General features: G+C 36.5%; 13 protein-coding genes and 1 tRNA gene. 4 read left to right on the top strand and 10 right to left on the bottom strand.

What is annotated here, in order from left to right:
* The first annotated feature begins 12 nt into the window (after positions 1-12).
* Together ACEXOE_RS05185 and ACEXOE_RS05180 are read left to right on the top strand one after the other, a co-directional pair.
* Entirely contained in the window at positions 13-1170 is a 1158-nt protein-coding gene (locus tag ACEXOE_RS05185; protein WP_394747672.1) for a helix-turn-helix domain-containing protein, read from the top strand.
* A gap of 122 nt (positions 1171-1292) precedes the next feature.
* The gene (locus ACEXOE_RS05180; protein WP_394747671.1) at positions 1293-2858 is read left to right on the top strand and encodes a serine hydrolase domain-containing protein; all 1566 of its coding nucleotides are present in this window, start codon (positions 1293-1295) and stop codon (positions 2856-2858) included.
* A 213-nt stretch (positions 2859-3071) separates the two neighbouring features.
* Here the strand turns inward: ACEXOE_RS05180 and ACEXOE_RS05175 are convergent, their stop codons facing one another.
* Positions 3072-4970, bottom strand: a complete 1899-nt coding sequence (locus tag ACEXOE_RS05175) for a M56 family metallopeptidase (RefSeq protein ID WP_394747670.1) — start codon at positions 4968-4970, stop codon at positions 3072-3074.
* Positions 4970-5329, bottom strand: coding sequence for a BlaI/MecI/CopY family transcriptional regulator (locus ACEXOE_RS05170; protein ID WP_394747669.1), 360 nt, complete (start codon positions 5327-5329; stop codon positions 4970-4972). The genes ACEXOE_RS05175 and ACEXOE_RS05170 overlap by 1 nt, the downstream gene beginning before the upstream one ends.
* A 235-nt stretch (positions 5330-5564) precedes the next feature.
* On the opposite strand from ACEXOE_RS05170, the gene ACEXOE_RS05165 reads away from it, so the two are divergent.
* A tRNA-Arg gene (locus ACEXOE_RS05165) sits at positions 5565-5636 on the top strand.
* A gap of 143 nt (positions 5637-5779) precedes the next feature.
* Here the strand turns inward: ACEXOE_RS05165 and ACEXOE_RS05160 are convergent.
* The 3 genes from ACEXOE_RS05160 to ACEXOE_RS05150 all read right to left on the bottom strand — a co-directional run bounded on the left by ACEXOE_RS05160 (position 5780) and on the right by ACEXOE_RS05150 (position 7900).
* A complete protein-coding gene (locus tag ACEXOE_RS05160; RefSeq protein ID WP_394747668.1) occupies positions 5780-6802 on the bottom strand; it encodes a hypothetical protein in 1023 nt (340 codons plus the stop codon).
* A gap of 664 nt (positions 6803-7466) precedes the next feature.
* The gene (locus ACEXOE_RS05155; RefSeq protein ID WP_394747667.1) at positions 7467-7775 is read right to left on the bottom strand and encodes an SOS response-associated peptidase family protein; all 309 of its coding nucleotides are present in this window, start codon (positions 7773-7775) and stop codon (positions 7467-7469) included.
* The gene (locus tag ACEXOE_RS05150; protein ID WP_394747666.1) at positions 7748-7900 is read right to left on the bottom strand and encodes a hypothetical protein; all 153 of its coding nucleotides are present in this window, start codon (positions 7898-7900) and stop codon (positions 7748-7750) included. The genes ACEXOE_RS05155 and ACEXOE_RS05150 overlap by 28 nt, the downstream gene beginning before the upstream one ends.
* Before the next feature lie 114 nt (positions 7901-8014).
* Here ACEXOE_RS05150 and ACEXOE_RS05145 point away from each other — a divergent pair, with 114 nt between their 5' ends.
* On the top strand, positions 8015-8218 hold the full coding sequence (locus tag ACEXOE_RS05145; RefSeq protein ID WP_394747665.1) for a hypothetical protein: 204 nt from the start codon (positions 8015-8017) through the stop codon (positions 8216-8218).
* Between the two features lie 197 nt (positions 8219-8415).
* Here the strand turns inward: ACEXOE_RS05145 and ACEXOE_RS05140 are convergent, their stop codons facing one another.
* The 5 genes from ACEXOE_RS05140 to ACEXOE_RS05120 form a co-directional block, all read right to left on the bottom strand.
* Entirely contained in the window at positions 8416-9423 is a 1008-nt protein-coding gene (locus tag ACEXOE_RS05140; RefSeq protein ID WP_394747664.1) for a tetratricopeptide repeat protein, read from the bottom strand.
* 38 nt (positions 9424-9461) lie between these two features.
* Complete coding sequence (locus tag ACEXOE_RS05135) at positions 9462-10304, bottom strand: DNA/RNA non-specific endonuclease (RefSeq protein ID WP_394747663.1); 843 nt, start codon at positions 10302-10304, stop codon at positions 9462-9464.
* A 156-nt stretch (positions 10305-10460) separates the two neighbouring features.
* On the bottom strand, positions 10461-11321 hold the full coding sequence (locus ACEXOE_RS05130) for a hypothetical protein (protein ID WP_394747662.1): 861 nt from the start codon (positions 11319-11321) through the stop codon (positions 10461-10463).
* Between the two features lie 706 nt (positions 11322-12027).
* A complete protein-coding gene (locus ACEXOE_RS05125; RefSeq protein ID WP_394747661.1) occupies positions 12028-13062 on the bottom strand; it encodes a carboxylesterase family protein in 1035 nt (344 codons plus the stop codon).
* Positions 13063-13203: 141 nt separating this feature from the next.
* On the bottom strand, positions 13204-13512 hold the full coding sequence (locus tag ACEXOE_RS05120) for a hypothetical protein (RefSeq protein WP_394747660.1): 309 nt from the start codon (positions 13510-13512) through the stop codon (positions 13204-13206).
* Positions 13513-13597 lie beyond the last annotated feature (85 nt).

Raw genomic sequence — 13597 nt, 5'->3', positions numbered from 1 at the left:
ATTCAGCGTTTAATGTACACAGCGTATATGGATCCCCATATCGATTTTTTATCGGCTATTATTCTCTTTGGAATCGTACAGGGCATTCTTATTTTAATTCTATTCTTTCTGAAAAAGCCAAAGGGGTATATTTTCTTTAGCGTATTGATCGGCATTTTTATCCTGCAGCAAGTGGAGTCCCTACTATACTATTCCGGTTATCTCCTCTATGTGCCACATTTGTATTATACTTCCCTTCCCCTTGTTTTTTTGTGCGGCCCCGCCATCATAGGGTATCGCAATGCAGTATGGGGAAGAAATACCTCTAAAGGCACCATCTTATGGCATTCCGTTCCCTTTGTTCTGTACACCCTGTATACCCTATTTTTTTACCTGCAATCCGGAGCTAAAAAGATACATACCTATATGTTATCCATTGAGGGGACAACCGATCTGCCCAAACCTTCGCAGGCCTTTGATGCCGATCCCCTGGAAATCCACGGCTTTGTTTTTGTAGAAGGAATCGCATTGTACCTCATAGGGTATGGGCTTTTTTTGGTTATCGGTTTGCACAAACGAATGAAGAAAGAGAAGGGCAACAGCTATACGAGCTGGTTAAAGGTACTCTATGCCATTTTGCTAGGCAGTGGTCTGGTGATGCTTATGGCGGAAGGGGGAATCATAGAAGGAGTTAGCCTGTACGAGCCCATTTTGCCTCAATACATGACTCGGGTATATGTCACCTTGAGTATGTATATCATTACGGCTTATCTCTTATTCCATACAAAGCTATATCGGCAAGAAAAGAAATATCAGAAATCTGCCTTAAGCAAGAGTATTCGCGCCGCAAAACTTCAAAAAATCATGGAAGTCTTCGAAAAAGACAAATCTTATCTGGATCAGGAACACTGTTTGAGTCAGCTGTCCCAGCAAACCAATATTTCTGAAAGTCATATTTCCGAGGTATTGAATCAGGAGTTGAAACTGAGTTTTTATGAGCTCACCAATACTTTTCGGATCAAAGAAGCCAAACGCCTATTGGCCGATGATGCCAAGCCCATGAAAATGGAACAGTTGGCCTATGCTCTGGGCTACAAATCCAAATCTACCTTTTTTGCTGCTTTTAAAAAGGAAAGTCGGCAGACCCCTTTACAGTATAAAAAAGCCCTTCAAAACCTAAAAAAGCCCTAGAAAAAGTACTTCTCGGTTGGGAAATACCCGATACCCACCTTAGAATAGTACCGACTTCACCTTGTTGTCATAGTTTTGAGAAACCTTCCTAAAAAGGAAGAAAAACCTTTATATACGAGCTTATGATGAGATTGAAATACCCTATAAACACCATGGGAAATGGAAGAAGTAGAAGAATGCCATGGCGCATGATAAAAGTATTCCTACTGATGAGCCTGCCTTTATTTTCTTGCGGACAAAATAGCACTACCACCAAAAATAAAAAGAGTAGCGCCTCTTTTGAAGTGTTAAAAGAAACACTGGACACTATAGTAGAAGGTGAAATGGAACGTACACATATTCCGGGTGTGGGAATCGCTATTGTAAAGGATGGAAAGACCATCTATAAAAAAGGATATGGGGTTGCCGATATTCGAACCGATAGAAAGGTAGATCCAGATAGTACTATTTTTAGAATAGGCTCCATTTCCAAAGCACTGACCTTATTAGCACTGACCAAGCTTATTGATGATGGAAAACTCGCCATGAATGAAGATGTGTCCCGTTATATCGATGGGATAAAAAATCCTAAAGGGTTTAGTGAAGCGGTAGAAATGCAACATCTATTGACGCATACTACGGGCTTTGATCAAATAGGGATCGGGAGGCATATTTACGATTTTGAATTGCCCTTGGCAGAGCGAAAAGCAAAACGCCCCCACTTGGCCGATTTCCTCAATGCCGGAAATTTAAGAAGGGTGTCCCCGGCAGGGGCCTATTATCGCTACGATACCTATGGAACCACCTTGGCCGGCGCGATTATTGAATTGGTAACCGGATCTCGGTTTCCTGAAGCGATGAAAAAAGAATTTTTTAATCCCTTGGGGATGTATCGTTCCTTTGTGGAGGTGGAAGAGGAGCACCGGAACCATTTGGCCATAGGCCATGGGTATCATGAAGGGCAATATCAAATCGCTCCCTATGAGGTATATCTAACTACCCCAGCCTCATCCATTGATGCCACTCCAGCAGATATGGGAAGGTTATTGGAAGTATTGACTGGGGATGGGGGTGATTTTTTTAGTTCAAAAATGACAAAGGAAATTTTGGGACCCCAGTTTCGTCCACATCCTGAATTTGTGGGGAAGACTCATGGATTGGAAGAATCCCGACTTTGGGGCAGGGCCCCGGATGCCTTTGAAATACATACGGTGGGCCATGGGGGAGATATGTTGGGCTATAAGGCATTTATGTTAGTGGTTCCTTCCTTGAAACTCGGAGTTTTTGTAGCGGCCAATCGGAATAGGGAAGCTGGTGGCGGACCTGTATCGGTTTGGCGCCCACTGATCAATGCGTTGCTGAACCATTATGGAGTGGAAAAGGGCGTCCAAGCTTTTACCGTACCGGAGAAAGATACCGGTATTGACCTCAGGGAGTATGTAGGAGATTATTATTATGGAGTCTTTTGCCATTCTTGTACACCTCAAGAGTTTGATCAAGGGGGGTGGAGCCCTAGCTTTCTCCGGAAGTTTACTCTTGAAAATGGATTGCTGACCTTGGGTGAAGATCACTATTTCCCAGCAGGAAATGATGTATTTGTACGAGCGGATGGCTACGAAAAGCTATTTTTTGGAAGGGATAAGAGGGGCAAGATTGCGTATTTTGTGTTTTCGGATGATCCCAATGTCTTTGAGCGCATAGAAAATTGATTGGGGCAGGGAGCACCTTTCGCTTCAAATATCATCAGCCTATTGCATACCATGTTGGGTCGAGCGCAGTCGAGACCTTTCTCCGAACCTTTGAATTAGATATTTCAGAAAGCATCTTGCTTTTCAATAACACAAAAAAAAGCCCGTTCCAAAAGGAGCGGGCTTTTACGTTTGACTAATAATTGTGTAAGCTTGGTATGAATAGATGCAGTACTATTTCTTGGTCTCGATGACAACTACTCCATGTTTGCCTTTTTTTCCATATTTGCGTTTGGCATTTTTCCCTTTCAGAATGAAGACAGATTTGATGGTATCAGGATCTAGTTTTTCCGCATCAAAATCTCCTTCCACTACTTTACCATCTACAACATACATGGGTTTTTTCCCTCCAGCATTCCGAATCTTGACAACATCTTCAATTTGAATGGATTTCTTGCTATCTGCTTCCGTTCTGTCGGTATCAATAGTGATTTCAACAACACCATCTTTTCCTTTGTCTCCATATTTTTTAGAAGCATTTTTTCCTTTGAGCACATTTATACTCACAATTTGATAGGTTGGTATGGAGGCAATATCCTCTTTCTTGGTCACTTTTCCGTTGACCACATATAAGGGAGTTGTTTCCTGTACCTCATCGGTATCCATACTGACCGCTCCGCTGATATTTATTTCAGTATCATCATCGCCTTGGCTTGAAGTGACCGAAACCGATGTTTTGTTAAAGGCCTTCCCGTTGATTTCAATAGTGGATTCTTCTTCCTTATCCTGAACCTTCAGTACCGCCTTTTTATGGGCATCCAAGTGTTTTTTTGCCTTTTTGTTGAGTTTCCCTGTAGCCTTAAGGTGTTTTTCGTGAGTATCAAAATGCTGTTTCAGATGCACTTTATGCGTATCTGGAGTATCTACACTATACCCAATTTGTTCCACCGTTTTTTCTTGATCGAATTTTACATAGAAATTGAAGGCTTTAATAGGACCCGAACCTGATGCACTATAAGCGCCAGTACTTCCTTGTGGTCCTTTGAAGGTAGAGGATATCCCGATAATTTCCCCTTTATTATTTCGTTGGATACTTGAAAATTTAAGATCGATGCCATCATTTTTGAATTGTGCAATTTCTGCATCCAATTCCTCATCACTACTGTCTTTGTCAATGGTGAGACTAAAAGTTGCCGTGGTAAAGGTAATTTTCACTTCTTCCGCTTCCGCATCATTATCGTTATCATAATTGCTTTCGATAGTGATGGTTTGGGCAACGGTCTCTGTGTTTAAAGTCAGTAAAAATATGGCCAGTAAGGGTATAATGATACTAAATTTAAGGAGATTTCCTTTGTTGGATTTGTTTTTGTTTAACATGACGATTCGTTTTTTGATTAATGAATTAAAAAATGGATTTCCTAGTGCGGATACCGGCATAGGTGCTGCCGATTGCCGCAAGAGCAAATACTGATATTCTTTTTTGTTGGAATTGGTATGCCCCACTTTGTTATCGGCAATATATTCCAGGTTTTGGGACATTAGTTTTTTATAGCCCCAAACAAAAGGGTTCATCCATTGAAAGATGCGCAATAGGTGTACTAAAATAATATCCACAGAATGTTTTTGACGTGAATGGATTTTTTCGTGAGCCAAGATGGTTTCCAATTCCTGTGACGTATAGAGACTAGGGTTGTAGACGATATAATTGAAAAAGGAGAAGGGACTGATCTTTTCCGAAGTTTCTACAAATCTAAAACCATCCTTTTTAAAACGGCTACTTTTAGAGATCAATCTACGAAGCGACAATAACTGGATACAGAAATGTAAAAACAAACAGGAGGCTCCCGTGATATAGGTCACCAAGAGTACGGTCCACCAATCAATATAGTTTTCAGGCATGGCCGGAGCTACAGCATTGACACCTTCAAAAGGAAGGGTTATGGATACCGGTTCTACATAGACCACCTTGGTGATGATGACAAAAGGAAATAACAGGGCAGTACATATCCCTAAGAGGAGAAATAAACGATGCTGCTGAAAAAAAGTATCGCGCTGCAGAAAAAATTGAGAGCAGGCCCAAAACAAAGCGAGCAACAAAGAACTTTTTAAAAGGTAGGTGAAAAATACTTCCATTATTTCTGATTTTCGATGTGTTCAATGATTTCTTTGAGCTCTTCTACACTTATTTTCTCCTGATCTGCAAAAAAGGAAACCAGGTTCTTATAAGAATTGTTATAATAATCGGCAATGGCCTTTTTCATAAAACCCGTCCGATACTCTTCTTTGGCCACAAGTGGAAAATATTGATGGGTATTGCCATAGGCTTCATGGCTCACATATCCTTTTTCTTCCAAGTTTCGAACCATGGTAGATAAGGTATTATAATGAGGTTTGTCCTCCTTAAATTCTGCCATGATATCCTTAACAAAGCCCTTTTGTATGCGCCAAAGGATTTTCATGACCTCTTCTTCCTTATGTGTTAATTTTTTCATATCCGGTAGTTTTTTATTGCTAAAAAGGAATGATTCCAAGATATAGGAATTAAATCTGGTGTAAACCTACAACTATTTTTTTAGTTACGCAACTAAAAAAATAGTTAAGTAACTAAAAAAATAGTTAAATGTTGAAAATCAACAACTTATAAGAATAACAAAATAAGGGAACTTCTTCCGATTTTGTTTTAAAAAATTTTATTTTTGCTTTTCCATTTCAGTGGAATGGAGGAACAGCCTCATAGTTCAACGGATAGAATAGAAGTTTCCTAAACTTTAGATCCAGGTTCGATTCCTGGTGAGGCTACGAACCAGGCTGCGCGCAGCGCAAAAATGCAGGGCATTTTCAATCGAAGTTTATCCTGAAGCCCAACGGTCTGTATATGGTGCGTTGCCGTCCCGTAGGGTGGCTATGCACTATATATCTTATTATGAAGCGTTTTTTGAATATTAATTATCAGAAAACAATGTAGCTAAGTCGGGTGCAGTTGCTAAAATAAAACTTCCTTTATTTCCTTCTATTCCTTCATCTCCATATCCTAAGTTTGGAGGATTTGGAATAGATCCTTTAGAACCTGATTTTCCTCCACCACAATTTCCTTTTCCTCTTCCTTTTTCACCACCCCGACCAGGATTCCCAGGAAAACCGGGAGATCCTCCAGGTCCCCCCAGACCTCCTGCATTTAGAAGTTGAAGGTAGCTAAATGCTTCATTTGCCCCTGAAGTTGATATGATTGTTAAAGATAGCCCATCTCCACCATGTCCGCCATCTCCGCCTTTGCCTCCTTGACCTCCATTACCTCCACGTCCACCATTACCTCCACCTCTTTTGCAATCAGGAAAACCAGGGGCTGCAACTAGACCACTTTCACCATAACCTCCATTGCCACCATTTCCTCCTTCACCACCTTTACCACCTTTTATGCCATTACCAAGAATTGCTAATGGTGCAAACGCAGGAGAGCCATTTGGTGATGTCAATTCTTTAGTAATAATATAAATATGTGGTAAAGTTTTAGTAGTTCCTTTAGTCCCGGTTGTACCTGATTGCCCATGTGCTCCAGGTTTTCCATGTCTTCCACTTCGACCATCAGCGTGTGCACCATTATTCCCATTTGAAGCTTTAAGAGGCTCGGGAATATTAATAGAACCGAATGTAATTCTAGCTGTATGGCTTGGATCACGAAACTTAAATTTTTCAGCAATTAAAATTATCCAAGGTGCATCAACATTCTCAAGCGTAAGGTGTGCATTTTCGGAAAATACTATTTCATTAGCTTTTATAATTTGTCCATCAAAATGTTCATCATTACCGATAGAAAAAATAGAAGTAACATCTGTGATATTCTCTATGGCCTGTATAACTTCTTCTGGAAGAACTTCTTTTACTTTAGATTCAATTATTTGTTGTGCTTTAGATAAATTAATACTTAGAAGTACTATTAAAATTGTAATCAATTTTGATTTTCTCATTATTATTCGACTTTTAAATTATGTTTTATTCTATAATGTAGTATTCTTGGATGAAATGCTTCGCAACTTGTTTATATAGATGTATGATGCACATTTGCATTACCATTTTAGGACATTATAACTGTATTCGTATACTGCTATTACAACAACAAAATCAACTCTAACAGATAATTGCTGTTCCTCGAAGGAGTATTCCCTTCCATTTTTTATGGACTTCATAAAAATCCTTTAAACTCTCCTTCATCGAATTTATCTGCTTTATACTAATTTATGACAAGAGCCAATTCACTATTGAATTATTCATAGATTTGGTCCGCCAAATTATGATTTTACTACCCCCTTACAATACCTATTAATAGGTATTTTGTCTAGTAAAATTGCTTACAAAATAGGTATATAACCTATAGCACTTCAATGTGTTATTTGACGAACAAATACCTCGTTTTAAGGTCTAAACTAATAGCGGCGAGCTGCAAGGGTATTGATGGAATCGATTTTTAAAAAATGTAGAAATATAGCTTAGATGTAAACAGAATAAACTTTCATGTGGTCTGATTTATCGATGAACGGTATATTAAGTATTGAATAAACTATGCCCTACCTAAAATTAATTATTCCAATTGTAGCTGTATTACAGTTTTCCGTAAATCAAAATACAAGTTTGTCAAAATTCTAATTCTTCATACATAAATTCCATACTAATTTCTGCTATGTTGCCCTTATAGGCTGCACCGCATAAACGATTTACAGTATGGTATTTTAGTTTGTCGGATTGGATGGGATTCAATAGGGCGGCAACAGCAGTTTTGTTATTGACTTTTAACCATAGTTCCTCATTTTCTTCATCCAAAATTAGCGGAATCCTAGGTTCTTTCATTTTGGGATTGTTGTGTATTTTTTCCAAAAGAGAATTGGCCTTTGTGGTCGCTATGGCAAAAGTGCTCATTATACCATTGGTGTCGTAGTTTTCCATTCGGTATAGATTGCGGCAAGGGCCAATGGTAAATTGTCTTTTCTACTGATATAGAAGGTTGAACCTGGTGTCAATCCCCAGATGGCCGCAACGGGAGACTCCGGCCGTTCAATGGTGTATATCAAAAGCTTCGCATAATTAATAATTAGGAAATTATTTAAGGTTTTTGTATCTATTAACTTTCATTTAACAGTTTTAAACGTACTTTTTTCTATATATTTATTTAAAAATATCAATATATGAAAACATTAGAGGCTTTAAAAAAATTCGAGATTAAAGGAAAAAGGCAAAAACAAATTATTATCGGAGGTTGTGAGAGTACTTGTATTGGAACATGTAATCATTTTGAGAAAGTAGAAGCAGAGTTCCGAAAATGTTCCGTGCAATGCATAAAACTATGTGGAGGAAATAGCGTCCATGGTGGTTTTCTACAAGATCAGTAGTGCCTTTTTTTAAAAGTTAAAATTTGGCCCGGATATGTGCATACTTCCGGGCTTTATTTATAGTAAACAATAAATTTTACGGAAGAAAAACTAAGTTCCAATGGTTCAATCTCTTCTCCATTAAATAAAAGAACTGGATTTCTACTTTACTTCAAGATCTATTCCTTCCGCTATTACTATTATTCAAATTCAGTATTTTAGACATCTCTAATGCTTTCTAAATACTTCTTTTTAGTCCAAGATCCATCAAGTAGATTAGTTAGACCAATTATTTTTCTTTTCAGTGAATTACTTTCTCTATCTTTTATAGACAATTTTAAATCCGAAAAATCCCAAACAAAATGTTTTTTAACTTCATCAGTATCCATTCCGTCTAGTATGATGGAAATATTACTATTTAATAAATCAACATTTTGCTTATTGAAATTATAAAATGCGTCAAAGAATACGGTTTTTGGGTTTTCTGGATTTAGATCTAATTCGTCTTTGTATGTATTCCTTAGTTGTTCAAATTCTTGATCATCTTTGACTATTAACAGTAATTCTGCTAAATCGAACAGCGAATCATCATTTTTAGGTTCTATTTTAAGTATTTCTTGATGCAGTTTAATTGCCTCTCTGTATTTCTGTAGCCTAAATAAAACAAAAGCTTTAGATTGTTTAAACCCAATTCTTTCTGGATTGATTTCTAAACCAACAGTAATATATTCCAAAGCTTTTATGTATTGTCTGCTTTTTATTAGAGATTCTATTCTTTCTCTAAGGTCAAGAATCTTAAGTGCTATATCCTGTTTTTCATTTATCGAATCAATAGCCTTAATCTTTAAATCTAGTTTATCTAGTTTGTCAATTAGAATTTCATGATCGTTTTCAAACATTGCTTTTAAAGTCCTGATTTCATTTAGCTCGGTTTCATAGTTCTTTTTAAGATTCCAAATGCTTCTAATACCTAAAAAACCTAAAACTGTAAATACACCTAAAATTAAAGTAATTATAGATTGAATTCTTTCATAATTAGTCGTGTACGTCTCTTTAAGTAAATCTTTTTCAATTTTATAATTTAGTTGGTTTTGGCGTATTTGTGAAATTTTATTTTCTAAATCTACTTGTTCTGATTGAAGTTTTTTGAGTGAAACCGAATCTAATTGTGCATTAAGATGAATAGTAAATAGTGCTATTGAAAATAGAATTAATGCATTTTTCATACAGTATTGTATCTTTTAATGAAAAACTATATTGTGTTTTATCCAATATCGTGAATGGTCAAATTTGTACGTTCATTAAATCTCCTCGTTCCCCATATTTCTTTAGCCAATTTAGAATTGACTTTATTTCGATCCGTTTTTGTCATTTTTGGAAAAAAATCAATTTTGGTTTTTTCCTCAATATCCGCTATAGAAGTAATAAATTTATCAGATAATTTGGTATAGCCAGCATTTTGTGGAATTTCAAGGGCCAAGAATTCAACATTAGATACTCTATCAAATGGCCATTTTACTGGATCTACTAAAATGCAGTAAAAACTTTCAGGAATATCAACAAATATCCCTCCTTTTCGTTTTATTTTTTCAGGATTATTGCCAAATATTGGCCCTGTCAAAATCCATATATGGTCTTTTTCGGGCCCATACTCTTTTACTATTTTTTTCTCAAGCCTCTGCCATACACCTCTATTTGTATCTGCTTCTTGCGGACAGATATTACTCATAAAAAAGGTTTCCATTTGGGCTAATCTTCCAAATTGGGTGTTTATTGCAAAGTTTGGAACCATATGTCCCCGGTCATATTTTTTACCGTTAGGTGATTTAAAAGTGTAATCAGAAACCCTATTCTGTTGTGGTAATCTTATGTCATCATAAAAAAGTTGTGGCCGTTCATAATCAACGTCTCTTTTTGCTGCACTTACTCTATAAGCAGTCCAAACGGGCTGATTTCTCGCATAGGAGAAGCCACAGGTATATCCATGATTAACTAGGATGTTAACTTCATTATTAGTGTCTAAGTTTTCAGGTCTTCCTTTAAAACAATATAGGTCTAAAAGGTATTCGAGGTTTTTTGAAGATTCGTTGATTTTTGAATTATCCATAATTTTTGTTTTTAAATTAAAGTCAAAGGTCTTATGAATTAGGAGTAGGAGATTTCTACTCACAAACCTTTCAGTTTTGCACTAACCTTTGTTTTATTTTATGATTTGATTTTTATCACTTAAACCGTTATTACCTAAATACAGTGTTGGCAATAGTTATTTTTTCATCGTTCGGTTTAAGACATAACCTGAAATACCCCCCAATAATGTTCCTAGTACTTCACCAGTAATCATTTTGGCTAAACCTAGAATTAAAATGGTCATAGTTAATAATAGAACGGTTGCAACATCAAGTAAGTACTGTTTGTTATTGGTATTCGGATTATTAGTTTCTGATTTCCTTTCCAAATAATATGGGATTAGAAATAATAACAAGATTGTAACACAGAAAGCGGGAAGCCCCATTAATATTGCAATTCGATGCAAATCTCTATTCTGTCCCTTGTGGCTGTAAAGCTTATTTAGTCTATTGTCTATATCAGAAATCGCAGATTTTATTTGGTCTTCTATTCTATTAAGGTTTCGCAAGTTATCTTCAACAATTTTTTTTGAATTTTCAATATTGCGCTTCAGTTGCTCATCGATTTTGGGAAAATCAGATTCTTTTATTTCATTTATTTCTTCGAATTCATATAAATTGAACTGATAGCTTCTCGGATTGTTTCTTGCAATATCTAACAATTCAAAATTCTCAATTTTTTCATAGACATTTCTACTCATTGTCTTTATTTCAATCTGACGAAGAGAGCTGATTACTTTTTCTTTTGAGTCTATTTTTTCGTGTTTGTAGGAATTAAGACTGTTCAAGTTAGATTGGTTAAGAGATTTTAGTCTTTCTAATTGTATGATTTGTAGATTTTTAGAATTTCTTTGAGCTTCTAATTCACTTACCATTCTTGATATTAAGAATTCATTCTCAGGAATATTAAATTCAATATCTTTTGACTCTTGTGAAAATCCTGAAATAGAGATAACCGATAAGAATATAAATTTTAAAGTAAATTTTAGTATGCTCATTTCTTTATATTTTTTTGAGTTCTTATAATTATTGCCGAATTGTTTATGTAGCTATATAATACACATATACACTGCTATTTTAGGACATTATCACTGTATTCGTATACTTTTACTACATCGGCAAAAATCAACTATAACAAATAATTACTATCTGTAGAATGCCTATTGCCTTCCATTTTTTTATGATGCTCAAAGAGGCCTTTTAATATCTTTTTAAATTCAATCTCATCTATCTGATTTGTTTTATATTGATCTAAAGTGTTGGCCAATGCACTATTAAATTATTCATAAGCTTTGGTCAATCAAATTATGATTTTACTACTTTGCGACAATACCCATTAGTAGGTATTTTATCCGGTAAAATTGCTTACAAAATAGGTATATAACTTATGGCACTCCAATGTGTTGCTTGACGAACGAATACCTCATTTAAAGGTTTTAAAATAATAGCGGGGGAGCTGCAAGAGTATCGATGGAATCGATTTTTAAAAATGTAAGAATATAGCTTAGATATAAACAGAATGATTTTTCAGATATCCGAATTTATCGATAAACGATACATTCAATGTATAATAAGCTGTATCCTACCCAAATTTAAGTATACCCATTGTAGCTGTATTACGGTTTTCCATAAATCAAAAGAAAAGTATAGGAAGGCAGTAATGTATCCTATTTAAATGGCATAGGAATACAATTTTAACGGATTTTATTCATTGATTTTTCGAATCAAAAAGGAAACATAGTCTTCATTGTTTGCATCGTCAAACAAAATAGGATTGCCATAGGTGACCACGGTAGGAACCCCAACGGCATCGGCAAATTCCTTGATTTCCCTGGCGTGAAAGGGATGATGGTTAAAACTACTTTGTGTTAAGGGCTCGTTGTTATGTCCCCCAGTGTTGGTGACCCAGATTTCTGGATCATCTGATGATAGCATCGACAGCATATCCACCCGTTGGCGATAAGCCTCAATTTCCGGACTTTCATATTCCTCCCTAGAGCTGACCCCGTAGAAATTGTAGGTTCTTGCCTCCCCAAATTCTTGAATGATATCTTCTATGGACGTGCCAAATTCGGCAAAAACATCCCCGATCCAGCGTGTTTCAATATCCAGGCTAGATTGGGTTGCGTTCAAGGCAATGCCCTTTACCCGGGTACTTTCTTGTACTACCAAATCGGTACTATTTACTTCCCTTAAATCATTGTTGGTGGCCAACCACAGGGCTGTAGAAGCGCCCGCAGAACTACCGAACAATACAATGTTTTCTTTATCGATATTTAATTCGTTATGAATATATCGGATGTACTGTAAAGCCCTTTTGGAATCATGTAAACTTTTTAAGACACCTTCGGTATCCCCAGTTTCTATAAGTCGATAATTGATGGTGGCCACCGCAATATTCTGGTTTAATAGTGAAATGACTTCATTTTTGAAATTATCATTGTAAATGAAGGTTTTGTCACTTCCGGTAAATCCACCTCCATGAATAAAAATCACCAAACCGGTGGATGTAGTGCTGGTGGGTAAAAAAACATCAAATGTGGTCTTCTCGTAGACGTCATACGAAACATCAGAAGCAAATAGGGCATCTGCGCCCTCAAGATCTATGGGTGGAGTTGTAAACTGTAAGGTTATCAATGGGGCTTGGGCATCGGGATCCGTAAATAGGGTGGATTCATTTTCGCTACAGGAAATGAACGCGACTAATACTAAAAAGTAAGGAATACATGAGGTCTTCATAACATAACATTTTCTTTTTAGACGGTTCTTTGGGGAAATGGTTTAGTAGGGGTATGGAGGACGCCCAACATCTTAGAGTATGATTTTCCGATGTTATAAATGACATAAGGCCCTTAGTTTAGAGGTCATATATGATGGCTTTTACTCCACGGGCCACTTGAATTGAGGCGCTAAATGACTTTTCTTCCACTTCCCATTATCATAGTAGTAGTGTACCCCGTTGTGCTCAAATCTTTGAAAGATATTGATCAGACCCGTAAATATGTTCAGAAGGCTGGCTTTGGATTTGACAGGGGTTTTTAATTGACCTGTATGGTCCATGACGTAATAAGTTCCCAGTTGTATCGCTGCCCATTGGAGTCCGTTGTTCGCTACTTTTAAGTACCCCTTCTCATGGTAGATAAGCTCGAATAAGATGTCTCTAATAAACTTTTGTTGGATATATTCCATAAAATAGGATTTAATCCAAATATAAAAGATCGATTTTGATCTATAAGCGTGGGGAACGCTATATTTATGAACAGATTTGGTAAAG

It is taken from the genome of Spongiimicrobium salis (assembly GCF_043678055.1).
Classification (GTDB): domain Bacteria; phylum Bacteroidota; class Bacteroidia; order Flavobacteriales; family Flavobacteriaceae; genus Spongiimicrobium; species Spongiimicrobium salis.
This window is presented reverse-complemented; position numbering and strand designations above follow the sequence as displayed.